Annotated in this window: 12 protein-coding genes and 3 tRNA genes; 7 read left to right on the forward strand and 8 right to left on the reverse strand. The window is 72.8% G+C overall.

Annotation, left to right across the window (positions count from 1 at the left end):
* Positions 1–57: 57 nt before the first annotated feature.
* The 4 genes from ACK1X7_RS24720 to ACK1X7_RS24735 all read left to right on the forward strand — a co-directional run bounded on the left by ACK1X7_RS24720 (position 58) and on the right by ACK1X7_RS24735 (position 1394).
* Positions 58–129, forward strand: a tRNA-Gly gene (locus ACK1X7_RS24720).
* 80 nt (positions 130–209) lie between these two features.
* Positions 210–285, forward strand: a tRNA-Gly gene (locus ACK1X7_RS24725).
* Between the two features lie 221 nt (positions 286–506).
* Positions 507–1127 (forward strand): response regulator, encoded by a 621-nt coding sequence (locus ACK1X7_RS24730; RefSeq protein ID WP_413115645.1) that lies wholly within the window; start codon positions 507–509, stop codon positions 1125–1127.
* Positions 1128–1318: 191 nt separating this feature from the next.
* A tRNA-Gly gene (locus ACK1X7_RS24735) sits at positions 1319–1394 on the forward strand.
* A 51-nt stretch (positions 1395–1445) separates the two neighbouring features.
* Here the strand turns inward: ACK1X7_RS24735 and ACK1X7_RS24740 are convergent.
* The 4 genes from ACK1X7_RS24740 to purD form a co-directional block, all read right to left on the reverse strand.
* A complete protein-coding gene (locus tag ACK1X7_RS24740) occupies positions 1446–2366 on the reverse strand; it encodes a phosphoribosylaminoimidazolesuccinocarboxamide synthase (RefSeq protein WP_216343171.1) in 921 nt (306 codons plus the stop codon).
* 584 nt (positions 2367–2950) lie between these two features.
* Positions 2951–4462, reverse strand: coding sequence for a N,N-dimethylformamidase beta subunit family domain-containing protein (locus ACK1X7_RS24745; RefSeq protein WP_390793785.1), 1512 nt, complete (start codon positions 4460–4462; stop codon positions 2951–2953).
* A gap of 273 nt (positions 4463–4735) precedes the next feature.
* A complete protein-coding gene (locus ACK1X7_RS24750; RefSeq protein ID WP_385138656.1) occupies positions 4736–6592 on the reverse strand; it encodes a hypothetical protein in 1857 nt (618 codons plus the stop codon).
* 305 nt (positions 6593–6897) lie between these two features.
* Entirely contained in the window at positions 6898–8163 is a 1266-nt protein-coding gene (purD, locus tag ACK1X7_RS24755) for a phosphoribosylamine--glycine ligase (RefSeq protein WP_385138653.1), read from the reverse strand.
* Between the two features lie 352 nt (positions 8164–8515).
* Here purD and ACK1X7_RS24760 point away from each other — a divergent pair, with 352 nt between their 5' ends.
* A complete protein-coding gene (locus ACK1X7_RS24760) occupies positions 8516–9250 on the forward strand; it encodes an SLATT domain-containing protein (RefSeq protein ID WP_385138650.1) in 735 nt (244 codons plus the stop codon).
* 50 nt (positions 9251–9300) lie between these two features.
* On the opposite strand, the gene ACK1X7_RS24765 is transcribed toward ACK1X7_RS24760, so the two are convergent.
* From ACK1X7_RS24765 to ACK1X7_RS24775, 3 genes are all read right to left on the reverse strand, one after another.
* Positions 9301–9951: a hypothetical protein gene (locus tag ACK1X7_RS24765; RefSeq protein WP_216347293.1), complete on the reverse strand. Its 651-nt coding sequence runs from the start codon at positions 9949–9951 to the stop codon at positions 9301–9303.
* Positions 9952–10151: 200 nt separating this feature from the next.
* On the reverse strand, positions 10152–10871 hold the full coding sequence (locus tag ACK1X7_RS24770; RefSeq protein WP_385138647.1) for a GntR family transcriptional regulator: 720 nt from the start codon (positions 10869–10871) through the stop codon (positions 10152–10154).
* A 219-nt stretch (positions 10872–11090) separates the two neighbouring features.
* Positions 11091–12452 carry an aspartate aminotransferase family protein gene (locus tag ACK1X7_RS24775; protein WP_398158418.1) on the reverse strand — a complete coding sequence of 454 codons (1362 nt, stop codon included), beginning with the start codon at positions 12450–12452 and terminating at the stop codon, positions 11091–11093.
* A 307-nt stretch (positions 12453–12759) separates the two neighbouring features.
* Here ACK1X7_RS24775 and ACK1X7_RS24780 point away from each other — a divergent pair, with 307 nt between their 5' ends.
* Positions 12760–16119: a protein kinase domain-containing protein gene (locus tag ACK1X7_RS24780; RefSeq protein WP_413115646.1), complete on the forward strand. Its 3360-nt coding sequence runs from the start codon at positions 12760–12762 to the stop codon at positions 16117–16119.
* Positions 16120–16170: 51 nt separating this feature from the next.
* Positions 16171–17961, forward strand: a complete 1791-nt coding sequence (locus ACK1X7_RS24785) for a protein kinase domain-containing protein (RefSeq protein ID WP_413115647.1) — start codon at positions 16171–16173, stop codon at positions 17959–17961.
* 54 nt (positions 17962–18015) lie between these two features.
* Here the strand turns inward: ACK1X7_RS24785 and ACK1X7_RS24790 are convergent, their stop codons facing one another.
* The gene (locus tag ACK1X7_RS24790) at positions 18016–19299 is read right to left on the reverse strand and encodes an adenylosuccinate synthase (RefSeq protein WP_385138635.1); all 1284 of its coding nucleotides are present in this window, start codon (positions 19297–19299) and stop codon (positions 18016–18018) included.
* Positions 19300–19356 lie beyond the last annotated feature (57 nt).

Genomic DNA, 19356 nt, shown 5'->3' on the forward strand with positions numbered 1-19356 from the left:
GTCTGGAGCACGCCGAGGGGCGAGGCCGAAAGGCCGAAACCCCGAGGAAGACACCATGCGGGTGTAGCTCAGTAGTAGAGCGCCCCCTTTCCAAGGGGGAGGCGCAGTGTGCGATCCCTGTCACCCGCTCTCATCGTCTATCGCCCTCTTGTGAAGAGGATCAGGTAGAGTGATGCACGCGCCGATCGGTGAAAGCTGGTCGGAGGCATGCGGACGTGGCTCAGTTGGTAGAGCATCACCTTGCCAAGGTGAGGGTCGCGAGTTCGAATCTCGTCGTCCGCTCCAGATCTGAGGCGCCGGTCGAATCGACCGGCGCCTCAGACGTTTTCCGGCCCGGAATCCCTGGCCGGGGCCGGGGCAGGAGCCGGGCGGGAGCGAACGGCGGTGCCGCTGGGGGGAAGTGACGGCGTGCCGGGTCGGTGTACGGCGTGCCGGATGATGTGGTCCCGCTGGCGGCGGCCCCCGTGCGAGGGCCGTGCTGGACGAGGTTCCGCTGGGAGGGGCGTGTGAACGACACCGCGGCGATCCGGGTGCTGCTGGCCGACGACGAGCATCTGATCCGGGGCGCCCTGGCCACCCTGCTCGCGCTCGAGGACGATCTGCTGGTGGTCGCGGAGGCGGCGTCCGGGCCCGAGGCGCTGGCGATGGCGCGGGCGCACCGGCCCGATGTGGCGGTGCTGGACCTCCAGATGCCGGAGGTGGACGGGGTCTCGGTGGCCTCGGCGCTCCGGTCGGAGCTGCCCGGCTGCCGGACGATGATCGTGACCAGCCACGGCCGGCCGGGTCACCTCAAGCGGGCGCTGGAGTCGGGGGTGCGCGCGTTCCTGCCGAAGACCACCTCCGCGCAGCGGCTCGCAGAGATCATCCGCACGGTGCACGGCGGGTCCCGCTATGTCGACCCCGGTCTGGCCGCCGACGCGATCAGCGCCGGGGACTCCCCGCTGACCGCGCGGGAGGCGGAGCTGCTGGAGCTGGCGGCCGACGGCGCCTCCATCGCGGAGATCGCCCAGCACGCCGCGCTCTCCCAGGGGACGGTCCGGAACTATCTGTCGGCCGCGGCGGCGAAACTGGGGGCGGAGAACCGGCACGCGGCGGCGCGGATCGCCCAGGAGCACGGCTGGCTCTGAGCGGCTCCAGAGCGCTCCCGAGGGTTCCCCAAGTGCTCCAAGCGGCTCCTGAGCGCTTCGCGCCGCCGCCCCGAGCAGTTCCTGCGGGCTTCGCGCCGCCGCCCCGAGCGGCCTCGACACCCGGGTGGTAGTTCACCGGTCGAGGGTTTGGTTATAGTAGAGGCGCGTCGAACCGGAAAAGTCCGGCGCAGGCGGACGTAGCTCAGTTGGTAGAGCGCAACCTTGCCAAGGTTGAGGTCGCGAGTTCGAGCCTCGTCGTCCGCTCCACGCATCAAGGGTCCCGGCCGATCGGCCGGGACCCTTGATCGTTCTCCGGACCTACTTCCAAGGGGTGCCGGTCAGCAGCTCGTACGCCTCCGCGTACTTCGCCCGCGTCCGCTCGACGACCTCCGCGGGGAGCGGGGGCGGCGGCTGCTCGGCGGTCCGGTCCCAGCCGGAGGCCGGGGAGGTCAGCCAGTCGCGGACGTACTGCTTGTCGAAGGACGGCTGCGCGCGGCCCGGCTGCCACTGGTCGGCGGGCCAGAAGCGGGACGAGTCCGGGGTCAGCACCTCGTCGGCGAGCACCGGCTCGGCGCCCTCCGCGCCCAGGGTCGCCTCCGCGTAGCCGAACTCGAACTTGGTGTCGGCGAGGATGATCCCGCGCGCTCGGGCGATCTCCCGGGCCCGGTTGAAGATGGCGAGGGTGGCCTGGCGCAGTTGCGCGGCGGGCTCGGCACCGATGCGGTGGGCCACCTCCTCGTACGCCACGTTCTCGTCGTGCTCGCCGACCTCGGCCTTGGTGGCCGGGGTGAAGATCGGGGAGGGCAGCTCGGAGCCGTCGGTCAGCCCCTCGGGGAGGGCGATCCCGCACACGGTGCGGGTCTCGCGGTACTCGGCCAGACCGGAGCCGGTCAGATGGCCGCGCGCCACGCATTCGACCGGGACCATCCGCAGCGACCGGCACACCAGCGTGCGGCCCTCCCAGTCGGCGGGGGCGCCGGGGGGCAGCTCGCTGGACAGGACGTGGTTGGGCACGAGGTCGGCGAGCAGATCGAACCACCAGAGGGAGAGCTGGGTGAGGATCTTGCCCTTCTCGGGGATCTCGGTCGGCAGGACCCAGTCGTAGGCGGAGATCCGGTCGCTCGCGACCATGACGAGCTCACCGCGCTCGTTCCGGTAGAGGTCGCGCACCTTGCCGGTGTGCAGGTGCTGAAGGCCCGGAACCTCGACCGGTTCGGGCTTCTCGACGAATCCGGACACGCTTCCTCCTGGTGTTTTTGTCCAAGCCCCGTTGATTCTGCCGCACGAAGCGGCCGTGACCGGCGGCGGGGCGCGGGCCGCGGGGCCCGGCGGTTCGGGTTCCGCTTCCAGCCGGTGCGAACACCTCGCGGGAGGAACTCGTGCGACGGGAGGGCCGGGCAGGTCCGGATGGGAGGTGTGGAATGGCCGACGCGGCGATCGCGGGCAGCGGCCCCAACGGGCGCGTGGCCGCCATCACCCTGGCCCCGGTGGCTCAGGGGTGGCTCAGGGGGTGTCCGACGGATCGTGGCGCCTGCGGCGGGCCACGTGGCGGAGCCGCATATCGACGCTTCCCCCTCCCCGCCCCTTCCCTCAACTGGGGCTCCGCCCCAGACCCCCGGCCGGGCGGCCCGGATGCGTGCGGGTGTCCGCCCGGTCATCCGCCGCGCCGGTGTGCCGACCGCGATCAGCGCGCCGGTACAGGTGTCCACGGCGGCGACGGCCGACTCGTCGACCCGGGGTACAGGGGCGGAGCCCATGGTTCGGGAAGGGGCGAGGAGGGGAAAGTCTCGATAGCTCCGCCACGTGGCCCGCCGGACACCGGCTCAGCCCCGCTTGCAGATCCGATCCAGCAGATTCGCCGTCGCACGCTGAATCCGCTCATCCGTATGCCCCGGACGATCCAACGCGGGCGACCACGCGAACGTCCCCGACGCGAACACCAGCGCGCCGCTCGGGGCGCGGTAGAGCGATGTCTCCTGGTGGCGGACGACCCCCTCCGTGTCCTCGTACGGCGAGTGGGCCAGCAGGATGCGGCGGAGGTGCTCGGGCAGGACGGTGCGCGGGAAGTAGCGGTCGGCCTCGCCCGCGACCAGGCCGGGCAGTTCATCGCCCTCCTCCGCGCCGGTGGCCTCCCACAGCCAGTGGCCGGCGTTGCGGACGATCAGCGGGCTGGGCTCGGGCACCCGGCCCGCGTACTGGATGCCGATCAACTGCTGTTCGGGCGTGGTCTCGCGCCACAGCGCCGAGCGGCCGGGGCCGCGGCGCTTGCGGCAGGTCAGCAGCCGGTCCGGGCCGGAGGGCGAGGCGGTGAGCTCGACCTGCCAGTACATGGTGTTGGCGGAGAGGAAGACCAGCGAGGTGCCGCTGTCACGGGCCGATTCCACGGTGCGGCGCATGGGCGCCGACCAGTACTCGTCGTGGCCGGGGAAGACCAGCCCCCGGTGGCGGGTGGGGTCGACCCGGCCCGCGTGCAGATCGCTCATCTCGGCGTAGGCCAGGTCGTAGCCGTAGCGCTCGGCCCAGCGGATGAAGTCGTAGGCGTGGCCCACATGGAGGGGCAGCCCCGCGCCCGCGTACGGCCGGTCGAAGGAGACGGTGATCGCTGCCTCCGACTCGCCCAGCAGTTTTCCCCGCTCGTCCCAGGCGTGGTAGAGGCTGGCGCCGGTCCGGCCGTCTTCCGGGTAGAGGTTGTACGCCTGCCAGGTGAGGTCGGGGAGGACGAGGAGGAGATCGGCGGGGCGGGGGTCGCGGACGGTGAACGGGATATGGCTGCGGTAGCCGTCCACGGTGGTCAGCACCGCGACATAGGCGCCCGGCTTCCAGTACGAGGGAATCTGAAGCCGCCAGGACAGCCACCAGTGGTGGCAGGAGACGGTGCGGTCGGCGGTGAGCGGGGGCGGCTGGACGATCCCGGACAGCCGGGGGCTGGTGGTGATCTTCAGCGCGCCGACGCCGTCGTAGTAGCCGATGCGGTAGATGTCCACGCTGAACTGCTGGGGCGGGTCCACCGTGATCCGGAAGTCGATGGCCTCGCCGGGGGAGGCCGCGGAGGCGGAGGGGAAGCCCTTGATCTGCCGGTGGACATCGTCGGCGGTGCGCGGGCCGGGGATCCTGCCGGGATCCTTCGCACGGACCCGCCCCGCCGCCCGGTCGATGGCCCCGGGATGGGCCCCGGACTGCCGGACATGGTCGACGTACCACGGGACCACCCGCCCGGTGTCGTCGAAGTAGTTCTCACTGTCGCGCAGCCAGGGCAGCGGGCCCTGGCCGAAAGGATCCGTCACCGCGTGCGCGAGCGCTCCTGACTCCCAGCGCCGGATCTGGTCCGTCCCCACAATTGTTCCCCTCCCCTGCGTGCCCGGCGGCGCCTCGCCCCGCTGTCCTCGCACACCGCACCGCAGCGGATCCGGCCTTGTGGGCCGGGCTGCGGGGCCGGTCTGGCGGTCCGGGCCGGTGGGCCGGAACTCGTGGGCCGGGCGGACAGCGACCGGTCCAAGCACATCACATTACGCACCCACTCCGTCACCGATAGTCGCTAATTTGCCGGAACAGCCGCCGAACGCGCGACAAGGCTGGACATAGGAGCGGATCCGGCGCAATATGCGCGCCTACACCAGCCGGACAGGCTTTTCCGGACGAACTCCCACCTCGCCGAGCCAGGCGCGCAGCGGCCCGTCGTCCCCGTCCTCCACCAGGCTGAGCACCGGATGGGCCAGATCGGCCCGCCGCCGCCCGTCGACGAGCAGCGCGGGCCCGTCGAGCCAGTCGAGGCCGGGGGCCGCGCCCGCGGTGTCCACGGCGGCGCAGCAGACCATGGCGGTCACATGGTCGGCGAGCAGCTCGCGGCCGGTGCGCGGCGGCTGTAGCGGGAACGCCGGGGCGAAGTCATCGATCCACGGGTCGCCGCCGGACCCGCCCGCGGCCCCCTCCGCCCCGGCCGCGGGGCCCTGGCCGTACGCCCGGGTGGTGGCGGCCTCCTCGCGGGCCACCTCGACGCTGAGCCGGGCGGCGAGCCCGGGGGCGCCACCGTCGGAGTCGTCGGCGAGGTCGGCGGAGCCGGCCGCGGTGGCGCTGAGCCGCTCCATGACCCGGGCCAGGGTGGGCGGCTCGGGGGCCCTCACGGGGGTCGGTGCGCGAGCGGCGCCGACGAGGTCGTGGGTGTCCTCCCGCTCGTCCAGCAGCCGGTTGAGCCGGGCGGCCTCCTGCCGCCACTTGCGGTCCACGACCTCTTCCGGATACGCGCTCCAGTCGACCGGGGACCAGTCGGGGCCCGGCTCCGGCGGGCCGCCGTGGAAGAGGCGGGCGGCCAGCAGCGAGGTGGCCTCGTCCATCACCCCGGGCTCCTCCAGGAGGTCGCAGGCCGGGCGCTCGCTCAGCCGGGAGGTGAACCCCTCGGCGAGCCGGTCGCGGCGGGAGAGCTCGGTGAGCGCCGAGACCACGCCCGCGTCCAGCCGGGAGGGCCAGCGGCCCATCCGCCAGGCGGGCAGCGCGACCCGGGTCAGCAGCCGGTCCCAGCCCGCGTAGGCCAGGCCCACCTGCTCCTGGGCGACGATCCGCAGCCCGTAGTCGACCGACTGGGCCCGCTCGGAGGCGGCCGCGGCGACCGCGCGCTCCATCTCGGCCGCATGGTCCCGGCAGCCGCGCAGCAGCAGCCGGGCGACCCAGCCGACGAAGGCGAAGGCGGGGCGGCGCACCAGCGCCACCAGGGCGGGCGCGGGGCCGGACGACGGCTCGCCGCCCTGGGCCGCGACGGCCACGGCGGCGTCCAGCCCGCGCACGAAGCGGCGGGCGGAGGCTATGTCGGGATGGACGGCCGGGCCGGTGCCCGCCACCACCGGGGCGAGCAGCGCGCGCAGCTCGGCGACCCGCATCCACCACAGGAACGGCGAGCCGATCACCAGCACCGGCGGCCGCGGGACCCGCCGCTCGGGGCGGTCCGCGATCCGGTCCGCGCCGCTCGCCGGATCGGGGGCGCCCCGTGCGGAGCGGGGCTCCTCGACCGCCAGGGCGCCGCGGTCCCCATGCTCCCGGCGCTGGGCGTGCGCCGGATGCGTCCGGTCCTCCAGCCAACTGTCGCAGTCGGGGGTGAGCGCTATGGCCGAGGGCGCGGGCACCTCCAGGCGCTCGGCCAGATCGCGCACCAGCCGGTAGAGATCGGGCGCCGTCTCCTCGGCGATGGGCACCGTCGGGGTGAGCGCGGGCCTGGCCCGGACGACCACGGCGGCCACGGCCGCCGCCAGCAGCAGGACCAGCAGAGCGCCCCCGGTCACCACCCAGCGCAGGGCCGTCCAGCCCTGGTCCTGGGAACCGCCGACGCTGCCGGTGGCGCTTCCGGCCAGCAGCACGACGGCGGCCGCGGCCGGGAGGAGTGCGACCGCGAGCGCCGTGCTCCGGATACGCAGTACCGCGAGGGCGCGAGCGCGCGCCGCCAGGGCACCTGCTTCGGTACCTGCCACGGTTCTCATCACCCCCTACTGTCCGGCCGATGTTTTGAACAGCGGACGACGGCGGCGTTGTTGTCTCCCCACCCACTGTCGCACTGGCCGCCCACTCCGCAATGCCGGTGGGCCAGTTGCCGCACCTCGCCTGAGCGGCACACTAGTTGGGGGCCGGGCGTGCGTCAGCAGGATGCGGAAGCGCTCACCCGATGGAATGGCCTTGGGTAAAACCGGGAACTTCGCGATGGTGACGCCCGGCCCCGTGTGAACAGGGGCAAGCGGGCTTCGGGGCCGTTCCCGGGCCCGCCTGAGACACTTCTTACAGCGTGTTCTTACGAGGCCGCTTCGGCCGCCGCCTTCGCGGCGATGTCCGAGCGGTGGTGCGAGCCCTCCAGCCCGATCCGGCCCACCGCGCGGTACGCACGCTCGCGTGCCTTCGCCAGGTCGGAGCCGGTCGCGGTGATGGAGAGCACCCTGCCGCCCGCGCTCACCACCGCACCGGACGCGCCGTCCCGCTTGGTGCCCGCGTGCAGGACGTACGCCTTGGGGCCGTCCTGCTCGGCCACCTCGTCCAGCCCGGTGATCGGGTCGCCGGTGCGGGGGGTGTCCGGATAGTTGTGCGAGGCGACGACCACGGTCACGGCGGCGCCGTCGCTCCAGCGCAGCGGCGGCTCGGCCTCCAGGCGGCCGGTGGCGGCGGCGAGCAGCACCGCGGCCAGCGGGGTCTTCAGCCGGGCCAGGACCACCTGGGTCTCCGGGTCGCCGAAGCGGGCGTTGAACTCGATCACCCGCACCCCGCGCGAGGTGATCGCCAGGCCCGCGTACAGCAGCCCGGAGAAGGGCGTGCCGCGGCGGTGCAGCTCGTCGACGGTGGGCTGGCAGATCGTGGCCACGACCTCGTCCACCAGCTCGGGGTCGGCCCAGGGCAGCGGGGAGTACGCACCCATGCCGCCGGTGTTCGGGCCCTGGTCGCCGTCGTGGGCGCGCTTGAAGTCCTGGGCGGGCTGGAGCGGGACCACGGTCTCGCCGTCGGTGATCGCGAAGAGGGAGACCTCCGGACCGTCCAGGAACTCCTCGATCACCACCCGGCCGCAGGCCAGCGCGTGCGCGCGGGCGGCCTCGACGTCCTCGGTCACCACGACGCCCTTGCCCGCGGCCAGGCCGTCGTCCTTGACGACGTACGGCGCGCCGAACGCGTCCAGCGCCTCATCGATCTCGGCGGGCGTGGTGCACACGTAGGCGCGGGCGGTGGGCACGCCGGCCGCCGCCATCACGTCCTTGGCGAACGCCTTGGAGCCCTCCAGTTGCGCCGCCTCGGCGGACGGCCCGAAGGCCGGGATCCCCCGTTCGCGCACGGCGTCGGCCACCCCCGCCACGAGGGGGGCCTCCGGCCCCACGACCACGAGGCCCGCCCCCAGGGAGGCGGCGAGGTCGGCGACGGCGGCGCCGTCGAGCGCGTCGACCGCGTGCAGCTCGGCCACCTCGGCGATGCCGGCGTTGCCGGGGGCGCAGTGCAGCGCGGTGACGTCGGGGTCGAGGGAGAGAGCGCGGCACAGGGCATGTTCGCGGGCGCCGCCGCCGATGACGAGGACCTTCACGGTATGCAGCCTATTGCCTCGGGCGCGGGCCGCTGCGCGGTGGGGGCCGCCACCGTGCGCGCGCGGGGGCCGCTGCGCCGGGGCTGCCGCGCTGAGGTTGCCGCACTGAGGCTCCCGCGCTGGGGGCCGCTGTGCGCCGGGCCGCTCCGCGCTTACCGGGCCGACCGGCCCCGGATCCGGTGCGCGGGCCACTCTTTTGGGTGAGGAGTGGGCGGTCCTATACCCGATGGGGCAGCTCTTACGGGCTGAAAACCCGTGATCGCGTCTTCGTGGCCAGCCGTTCGGCGGTAGGAATGGTGGTCGCGCATCAGCCGCGCGCCAGGAGAAACGCCGCCGCAGAGGGAGTTGCACGGTGAGTCAGCCGGAGATGCAGCCCGAGGGGCTCCCTCGGCCGGAGGGTGCGAGAGCCCAGGGTGACCTGCTCGGTCGGCCCTTCCCGCACGGCGACTGGGGAGAGCCGGCGGAGCGGCTCGACGAGTTGTACCGGTGGGTCGAGGAGGGCGCCCTGGAGGTCGCCGGGTGGTACCTCGCCGAACGGGTGTGGAAGCGCCGGACCGCCCGGGTGCTGCGGGTGGGCGCCGCGGTGGCGGCGGTCGTGGGGGGTGTGCTGCCGCTGCTGGATCTGAACGGGGCGCTGGACGGCGGCGGCGGGTGGGGCGCGCTGGCGCTGCTGCTGGCGGCCGCCTGCGTCGGCGGCGACCGGTTCTTCGGGCTGACGTCCGGCTGGATGCGGGACGTGGCCACGGCGCAGGCGGTGCACCGGCGGCTGGAGGCGCTTCAGTTCGACTGGGCGTCGGAGAGCGTACGGGAGGTGCTGGGTCCGACCGAGGGCACCGCGAGCGAGGCCGTGGAGCGGTGTCTGTCGGTGCTGCGGCGGTTCTGCGAGGACGTGTCGGAGCTGGTCCGGGCCGAGACGGCGGGCTGGATGGTGGACTTCGGGGCCGGTGCGGCGCCGCTGGTCACGCAGGCGCTGATGACTCAGGGCTCCCGTCCGGACAGCGGGAGCCCCGCGAGCCGCTTTCCGCTGCCGTCGGGCCCCGCCCGGCCCAATATGCCGCGGCAGCGTCCTCCGGAGCCGCCCCGCTGACGGCGGCGGCGCCTGTCACGGACATCAGCCGGAGACGCCCGAAGGAACGGTCAACTGAAGACGATCATCGAGCCCTGGCCCAGGCTGCGCGTCGCCGCCGCGTGCAGCCCCAGCCAGACATGGCGCTCCCGGGCGAAGGGGCTGTCCTCGTACGGGACCGACGCCGCCGGCTCCTCCAGGCTCGTGGGGCGGGCCGGGGGCGCGGGGGCGGCCGGAGGGTTGGACGGGTCGATGCCGAGCGCCGGACCGACCGCCTCCAGCTCGCGCAGCAGGCCGTGGCTGGAACCCAACGGGCCGCCGCCCTCGAGGAGTTCGTCGTTGGACAGCGGGCTCTGGAAGTCGACGGGGACATACGCCCCCGCGTGGTCGTAGTGCCAGACCAGATGCGACTGCTGGGCCGTGGGCTCGAACATCTCCAGCAACTGCTCGTAGTCCCCGCCCAGTTCGTCCACCGGGGTCACCGCGAGTCCGCACAGTTGCAGCAGATAGGCACGGCGGAGAAAGTGCAGCGCGTCGTAGTCGAAACCGGCCACCGGGGCGACATCCCCGGACAGTCCCGGCATATAACTGAAGACGGGTACGGGCGGCAAACCGGCATCACTGAGCGCCTTGTCGTACGCGGCGATCTCTTCGGCGAAGGGATTGTCGGGGCTGTGGCACAGCACATCGACGAGGGGGACCAGCCAGAGGTCACATGCCACGCGATCTCACTCTCGTATCCGTACGGTCGATGGTCGGCCCAGCGTAATGCCCCGCGTACGCCTCGCGAAGAGTGCCGGAAGCCAACCCTGGCGGGTCGGTTCACCTGCCGCCGCTCCGGCCTCCCCGGCCTTCGACTCGCTCACCGCGGGGCGGAACCGCTCACCGGCCGGGCGAAGTTCGGAAAGAGTTCAGGAGGAGATCAGGGGGAGTTGACCTCCGACGTCCCGTTCTGCGCCCGCGACTCCTCGCCCGCCACCAACCGCTCGATCAGCGCACGGAAATGCGCGTTGTACGCCGCTATCAACCGCTCCGAGTCATGCGGGTCCCCGCGGGTCACCGCCGCGGTGAGCTCGGAGTGCCCCGTCCACAACTGGCCGCGCAGATCGGGTACGCGCCGCAGATACGGCACCGTGAAGACCCAGGTCTGCACGCGTAGCCGCTGAAGAAAGTCCGACACATACGGATTGCCGACCAGGCCGCAGATCTCGCGCCAGAAGCGCAGGTCGTAGCCGATGAGGATGTCCAGGTCACCGGAGCGGGCGGCCCGCTCGGCCTCCTCGGCCCGCCGCCTTACCGAGGCCAGCGTCTGCGGGGTCATGGTCTTCAGCTCGACGTAGTGCCGGAAGACGCCCTCGACCACCATCGTGCGGGCGTCGACCATGTGCCGGAAGTCCTCGATGGTGAAGTCGTGGACCCTGAAGCCCCGGTGCTCCTCGACATCGAGCAGCCCCTGGGAGCACAGATCCAGCAGCGCCTCCCGGACGGGGGTCGCGGAGACGCCGTACTGCTGGGCGATCTCCTTGACGGTGAACTGGCGCCCCGCAGGGAGCCGGCCCGCGAGCACCTCGTCACAGAGCGCGTCGGCGATCTGCTGCCGCAGGGTGTTCCGCTTGACCGGGCTGGCGCCGGGCACGGGCATCGAGGACCGTCTCCTTCCACGGCCGTCGGTGTAAGAAAGCGGACGGCCCTCGCATCACGATATGCGAGGGCCGTTGCGCGGAACACGCAGAGTGCGGCGGTGGTCTACACCGGGCAGCGGTCGGGCGGCGGTCGGAGGCCAAACGGGCAGGGGCGCGAGGACGAGCCAGGCAGCCACCCGGGGACGGCCCGGGGACGGCGTCCCCGGGCCCCGGTACGCCTAGGACGTATGCGCGTCGGCCGCGGCCAGCGCCTCGTCCAGGATCGCGAGCCCCTCCTTGGCCTCGGCCTCGGTGACGGTGCACGGCGGCACCACATGGGTGCGGTTCATGTTCACGAAGGGCCACAGACCGCCGCGCTTGCAGGCCGCGGCGAAGTCGGCCATCGGCTGGTTGTCCGGTCCGCTCGCGTTGTACGGGACGAGCGGTTCGCGGGTCTCCTTGTCCTTGACGAGGTCCAGCGCCCAGAAGACGCCGAGGCCGCGCACCTCCCCGACCGAGGGGTGACGCTCGGCGATCTCCCGCAGCCCCGGGCCGATCACGTTCTCCCCGATCGCGGCGGCGTTCTCCACGATCCCCTCCTCCGCCATCGCGTTGATCGTCGCGACGGCCGAGGCGCAGGCCAGCGGGTGGCCGGAGTAGGTGAGACCGCCGGGGTAGGGCCGCTGGTCGAAGGTCGCGGCGATCTCGGCGGAGATCGCGACGCCACCGAGCGGCACATAGCCGGAGTTGACGCCCTTGGCGAAGGTCAGCAGGTCGGGGGTGACGCCGAAGTGGTCGGCCGCGAACCAGTGGCCGGTGCGGCCGAAGCCCGCCATGACCTCGTCCAGGATGAAGACGATGCCGTAGCGGTCGCAGAGCTCGCGGACCCCGGCGAGATAGCCGGGCGGCGGGACCATGATCCCGGCGGTGCCGGGGATGGTCTCCAGGATGATCGCGGCGATGGTCTGCGGGCCCTCGAAGGCGATGGTGTCCTCAAGGTGGCGCAGCGCGCGCTCGCACTCCTGCGCCTCGCTGTCGGAGTGGAAGGGCGAGCGGTAGAGGAACGGCGCCCAGAAGTGCACCACACCCGCCGAGGCGCTGTCGGAGGCCCAGCGGCGGGGGTCGCCGGTGAGGTTGATCGCGGTGGCGGTGGCCCCGTGGTACGAGCGGTAGGCGGAGAGCAGCTTGGGGCGGCCGGTGTGCAGCCGGGCCATCCGGACCGCGTTCTCCACCGCCTCGGCGCCGCCGTTGGTGAAGAAGATCTTGTCGAGGTCGCCGGGGGTGCGCTCGGCGACCAGCCGCGCCGCCTCGGACCGCACGTCCACGGCGAAGCCCGGTGCGATGGTGCACAGCTTCGCGGCCTGCTCCTGGATCGCGGCGACGACCTTGGGGTGCTGGTGGCCGATGTTGGTGTTCACCAACTGGCAGGAGAAGTCGAGGTAGCGGTTGCCGTCGTAGTCCCAGAAGTACGAGCCTTCGGCGCCCGCGACGGCGAGGGGGTCGATCAGGCCCTGCGCGGACCAGGAGTGGAACACATGCGCGCGGTCGGCGGCCTTGACGGCGGCGCCGGCCGCGGGGTCGGGGCTGGGCTGCACGGACACGTTCGGTACCTCGGATCGCTCGCGGGTCGGGGTGGGACCAGCGTACGGACCGGGTCCCCGGGCCCGGCACCGACAGGCTGTCAGGGTTTCGGGCCGTTCGCCGACACCTTGCCGGGCGGCGGCGCCCTTATGGCCGCCGCCGGTGATCGGGGCGCGGCGTCCGGATTTCGCTCCCCGGCCCGGGAGTGACACAGGACGGATACGGAACCGATAACGGATCGTCCGCGTCGTCCACTTCGCTCTCAGCCGCCTTTATTCTCTCCAAGGGGCTGATCAGGGGGATTCACGGGGAAGGGGCGATCGACGCATGGAAGACCTGGGGGCCGAGGACCCTCGATGGATCGGTGAGTACCGGCTGCTCCGGCGACTTGGCGCGGGTGGCATGGGCCGGGTGTTCCTGGCTCATTCTTCGCGCGGCCGTACGGTGGCGGTGAAGCTCGTCCAGACCGAGCTCGCCCAACAGGCCGAATTCCGGCGGCGGTTCAAACAGGAGGTACGGGCCGCGCAGCGGGTCGGCGGCGCCTGGACCGCGCCGGTGCTGGAGGCCGACACCGAGGCCGCCACCCCATGGGTCGCCACCGGCTATATCGCCGGTCCCTCCCTGCACGCGATCGTCTCCGAGTCGGGCCGGCTGCCCGAGCGGACCGTCCGCATCCTGGCCCACGGCCTCACACAGGCCCTGCGGGACATCCACGACGCGGGTCTGGTCCACCGCGATCTCAAACCCTCCAACGTCCTGGTCACCATCGACGGTCCGCGCGTCATCGACTTCGGTATCGCGCGGGCGTTGGAGACCGTCACCGACGGCATCCTCACGCGCAGCGGCGCCGTCGTCGGATCGCCCGGGTTCATGTCGCCCGAGCAGGTGCGCGGCGAGCGGGTCACCCCGGCCAGCGATGTCTTCTGCCTCGGCTCGGTGCTCGCCTACGCGGCGACCGGCCGCCAGCCCTTCGGCACGGCCAACAGCGGGGTGCACGCGGTCATGTACCGCATCGCCCAGGAGGAAGCGGACCTGGAGGGGCTGCCGGAAGGGCTGCGCGACCTGGTCACCGACTGCCTGAAGAAGGCCCCGGACGACCGGCCCTCGCTGGAAGCGCTGCTGGACCGTACGGCCGGTGCGGACGAGGACGGCGAACCGTGGCTGCCGGGCGGGCTCGTCGCCCAGCTCGGACGGCACGCGGTGCAGCTCCTGGAGGTGGAGACACCCGCGGGGCCGGGGGTGCCCGCCGTGCCGGGAATGCCCGCGCGGCCCGCGGTGCCGCCCATGGCCGAGGCGGCGGGCCCTGTCACGCCCATGGCCGGAGTGGCGGGCCCCGCCGTCCCGCCGCCGCCCTCCGCGCCGCCGTCGGCCACGTCGTACCCGCTGGCTCCGGCGGAGCCCCCCACGCCCCCGCCACCCACCACACCGCCGCTCCCCTCGGCCGCGCCCCAGGCGGGCGCGCCGCTCCCCCCGGCTCCGTCCGCGCCCCCCTCGGCGGGCTCGGGGCAGGACGGGCAGGCCCAGCCGGGCGGGCAGGCCGCCGGACCGTACGCCGCGGGGCCGCAGGCGGACGCGGGACAGGCGGGCGCGGGACAGGCCGTCGGGCCGCAGGCGGATGCGGGACAGCCCGCCGGACCCGCGACGCCCGGCGGGCACCCCGCCGCGCCGTACAGCGCCACACCGCAAGCGGGCGGAGACCAGGGCGCCGCGAACCCGGCCGCCGGGCCGCAGGCCGCCACGTCGTCGGCCGCAGCGCCATCGGCCGACGACGCGCACGGCGGTTCGGGCCACGGCGGTTCCGGCCAACCCGGTTCGGCCCACGCCGGTTCAGGGAACGCCGGTTCGGGTCACCCCGGTTCAGGGCAGGGCGCGCCGCAGCAGGACACCCCGGGCCACCCCGCCGCCGCGCCCGCAGCGCCGGGCGGGGCAGCCGCCGGGCCTTCGGCGGGCGATGCGCAGGCTGGCGCGGCGGGCGGATCCGCCGCGTTGCCCAGCACGCCCGGTGGTGCCGCGCCGAGCCACGGGGCCGCGCACGCCGCCGCATCCGGAGCACCCGGCCGACCGTCCGCCGCGCCCCAGGCAGGCGCAGGGCAGGCAGACCCGAGGCAGGCGGACGCGTCCCCGCCGGGTGGAAGCCAGGGCTCCGCCTCCGCCGCGACGCCCGGCGGGCCGCAGAAGGGCGCGCCCTCCTCCGCCGGACCACAGGCAGGCGAAGGCCAGGACGGACCCGGGCACCCGACGCCGCCGCACGCCGGAACGGGCGACCGAGCTGCCGTGTCGCCCAACTCGCCCGGCGGCGCCGGGCCCCAGAGCCCCGCGCCGTACGCAGCGCCGCAGCAGGCAGGCGGCGCGCAGGGCACACCTGGGAGCGCCACGCCGCCGCAGGGCGTGCCGCCCCACGGCACCCACGGCACCCCCGGAAGCGCCGGGCCCAACTCGCCCGGTTCCGCCGCCCCCTCCCCCTACGCCGCCCCGGCGTACGGCTACCCGCCGCACGCCACACCCCCGCAGCCCGGCGCGGACCGCGAGCCGCAGACGCCGCCGCACGCCTTCGGGCCGCCCGCCGTCACCTCGTTCGGGCCCGCCCCGGCCCAGGGCCAGGCGGCCGCCGCCACGCCCTCCGTCGGCTTCGGCCCGAACAGTCCGGGCGGACCGGGCCGTCCAGGCGAACCGAACGCACCAGCAGCGCCAGGCGGACCCGGCGGTGGCTCGCCCCAGGCGCCCCAGGCACCCCAGGCGCCGAAGCCCAAGCGGCGCCGTAAGACGCTCATCGTCGTCTCCGCCGCCGTCGCCACGCTGCTCATTGCCGGGGTCGCCGCCCTCGTCGTGGTCAAGGGGAACGACGACAAGGGCGACAAGGCCAAGACCGACTACGACAAGATGACCCACACCCCGCCCGCCAACCCGGATGCCGCCAACTCCAAGGCGCCCACCGGTGGTTCGGGCGGCGCGCCCGATCCGTCCGCGACGAAGCTGGACACGACCGGCGATGTGCCCACCGAGTATCTGGGCGCCTGGGAGGGCGAGATCAAGGAGAGCGGCTCGTCCACCGGCAAGATCCGCCGGATCGTCCTCTCCCAGGGACCGGTCGGCGCGTTCGTCGCCGAGACGCTGACCTCCGACTCGGACTCGTTCTGCCAGGACTCGGCCAAGCTCAAGTCGGCGGACAGCCTGCTGCTGATCGAGGACGACGAGGTCACCACCAGTATCCCCGAGGACAGTTGCAGCACGGTCGGCGAGCAGACCCTGCGGATAGGCAACGACGGCACCCTCGCCTGGAGCACCACGGACGGTTCCTACGAGGCGACGCTGCGCCCGTCGAAGAGCGGCGGCAAGCCGATCCCCTCCTCGTACGAGGGCACTTGGCTGGCGAAGGACGCGTTCGGGAAGCAGGACGCCACGCTGAAGGTCACCATCAAGCAGGGCGCGATCGGCACCGCGGTGGCCCAAGAGGTCGCGGACAGTAAGAAGTACCACTGCGAGGGTGACCGGGTGCTGGCCTCGGTGGAGAAGGGCCTCGTGCTCAGCCCCTCGAAGTTCACCGGGGGGACCCCTAAGAATCTCTGTGGGCCCGGCACGTCACTGACGTTCACCTCTTCCGGACATGACAAGCTGCGTGTCGAGTATGACGACCCGGACGATTACAGCGATGAGACGATGACACAGACGTTCACCCGCCTCGACTGATCGGCCGATCGGCGCAGGGACTATCGGCACAGGGACAGGAGCCACACCGCGATGGAGAACCTCGGGGCCCAGGACCCGCGGTGGATCGGCGAGTACCGGCTGCTCGGCAAGCTCGGCGAGGGCGGAATGGGCCGGGTCTATCTCGCCCGCTCCGCCCGCGGCCGCACCGTCGCAGTGAAGCTCGTACAGGCCGAACTCGCACGACAGCCCGACTTCCGCGGTCGCTTCAAGCGGGAGGTGGAGGCGGCCACACGGGTCGGCGGCCAGTGGACCGCCCCCGTGCTCGACGCCGACACCGACGCCGAGGTGCCCTGGGTGGCCACCGGCTATATCGGCGGTCCGTCCCTGCACAGCGTCGTCGCCGAGGACTTCGGGGCGCTGCCCGAGCGCTCGCTGCGGATCCTGGCGAACGGACTGGCCCTCGCGCTGCGTGACATCCACGGCGCCGGGCTGATCCACCGCGACCTCAAGCCGTCCAACATCCTCATCACCATCGACGGTCCGCGCGTGATCGACTTCGGTATCGCGCGCGCCCTGGACTCCGTGGGCTCCACCACGGGCGGCAATCTGACGATGACCGGCGCGGTCGTCGGCTCGCCCGGGTTCATGTCGCCCGAGCAGGTGCGCGGCGAGCCGGTCACGGCCGCGAGCGATGTCTTCTGCCTCGGTTCGGTGCTGGCCTTCGCCGCCACCGGACGTCAGCCCTTCGGCAATGTGGACAGCGGTATCCACGCCCTGATGTACCGAATAGCCCAGGAGGAGCCCGATCTGGTGGGGCTCCCCGAGGGGGCACGCGGGCTGGTCACCGCGTGTCTGAACAAGGACCCGGCCAAGCGGCCCTCGGTGGACGAGCTGGTCGCCGCCACCCATCCGGTGACCGACGACGGCGAGCCCTGGCTGCCGGGCGGGCTGCTCGCCCGGCTCGGACGGGACGCGCTGCAACTGCTGGAGGTGGAGGCCGAGAACGCTCAGCCGGACGCCACCGCGCCGCAGCAGGGCCCGTCGGCGTACGGCCACCCGCAGGCCGGCCCCGGTCCGCATACGCCGCCCGGTCCGCACACACCGCCCAGCCCGTACGCCTCCCCGTCCGCGTACGCGACGCCCCAGGCGCACGGGTACGCGATGAACGCCCAGCCCTGGCAGGGCGGCTATCAGGCACCGCTCGGCTACCCCGTCTCCGGTACGAGGCTGAAGCCGATCCGGGGTCTGGCCACCGCGCTGCTGAGCATGTTCGGCGTCTGGATGGTGCTGACCATGCTCGACATGGCGCTGAACATCTCGCTGCTCGACACGTACGGCAGCGAACCCGACATGCTCTCCAGCAGGGCCAGTGACATCGATTCCCTGGGCACCGGCATCGGGGTCGCCGTGTGCGTGCTCGCCGTGGTGTGGCTGGTCTGGTTCCGGACCGCCTACATCAACTCCACGGTGCTGAGTCCCGGGCGACCGCGGTTCGGCAGTGGCTATGCCGTGGGCGCCTGGTTCATCCCGGTCGCCCAACTGTGGCTGCCCAAGCAGATCGCCAACGACATCTGGACCGCCAGCACTCCCCCGGCGCCCGGACGTCATGGACGCGCGGTGCTGCACTGGTGGTGGACGGCGTTCGTGGCCATGTTCCTGATGTTCCCGGTACACGGGGCCAGCGAGATCGTCAGCGACAGCGGCAGGGCGGAGCGGTTCGGCGTCATCATCAACATCGCCGACGACGCCATCGGCATGCTGGCGGCGGTGCTGGCCATCGGCGTGGTGCGGCGGATCACCAAGATGCAGGAGCGGCGGGCCGCCCAGCCCATCGGTCAGGCGCAGCAGCCCGCCGGGGTGTTCGGCCCGCCCACGGCGTAGTGACGCCGAGGCGCGGGCCGCGCTTCCGCCGAGGCCCGCGCTCCCGCCGAGGGGTCAGAGGAACGAGTTGATCTGGATGGTCTCGTCGCGGCCCGGTCCGACGCCGATCGCCGAGATCGGGGCGCCCGACATCTCCTCCAGCGTCTGGACGTACTTCTGCGCGTTCTTCGGCAGCTCGTCGAAGGTCTTGGCCTGGGTGATGTCCTCCGACCAGCCCGGCAGGGTCTCGTAGATCGGCTTGGCGTGGTGGAAGTCGGTCTGGCTGTACGGCAGCTCCTCGACCCGCTTGCCGTCGATCTCGTAGGCGACGCACACCGGGATCCGCTCCCAGCCGGTGAGCACGTCCAGCTTGGTGAGGAAGAAGTCGGTCAGGCCGTTGACCCGGGTCGCATAGCGCGCGATGACCGCGTCGAACCAGCCGCAGCGCCGGTCGCGCCCGGTGGTCACACCGCGCTCGCCGCCGATGGTGCGCAGCTTCTCACCGTCCTCGTCGAGCAGCTCGGTGGGGAACGGGCCCGCGCCGACGCGGGTGGTGTACGCCTTCAGGATGCCGATCACACGGTTGATCTTCGTCGGACCCACTCCGGTGCCGGTGCAGGCGCCGCCCGCGGTCGGGTTGGAGGAGGTGACGAAGGGATACGTGCCGTGGTCGACATCGAGCAGGGTGCCCTGGCCGCCCTCGAAGAGCACGACCTGGCCCTGGTCGATGGCGTTGTTGAGCAGCAGGGTGGTGTCGGCGACATAGCCGCGGAGCGGGTCCGCGTAGCCCAGCAGCTCCTCGACGACCTGGTCGATCGCGATGGCTCGGCGGTTGTAGAGCTTGGCCAGCACCTGGTTCTTGTAGTCCAGGGCCGCCTCGACCTTCTGCCGCAGGATCGACTCGTCGAAGAGGTCCTGGACTCGGATGCCCACCCGGTTGATCTTGTCCGCGTAGGCCGGGCCGATGCCGCGGCCGGTGGTGCCGATCTTCCGCTTGCCGAGGAATCGTTCCGACACCTTGTCGAGGGTCGTGTGATACGGCGTGATCAGATGGGCGTTACCGCTGATCAGCAGCTTGGAGGTGTCGACACCGCGCTCATCCAGCCCGCTCAGCTCGGAGAGCAGGACCGCGGGGTCCACGACGACACCGTTGCCGATGACCGGGGTGCACCCGGGCGACAGGATTCCGGACGGGAGGAGGTGCAGCGCATACTTCTGGTCGCCCACCACCACGGTGTGGCCGGCGTTGTTACCGCCCTGGTAGCGCACTACATAATCGACGGAGCCGCCGAGCAGATCGGTGGCCTTCCCCTTGCCCTCGTCACCCCACTGAGCACCGAGCAGCACAAGTGCGGGCACAGGCGTACACCCCTTCCGGGCGGGGCATGTCCAACGTGCATGGTGACGTGCGCCACC

The sequence above is a fragment of the Streptomyces sp. CY-1 genome, assembly GCF_047218265.1.
Lineage (GTDB): Bacteria > Actinomycetota > Actinomycetes > Streptomycetales > Streptomycetaceae > Streptomyces > Streptomyces niphimycinicus.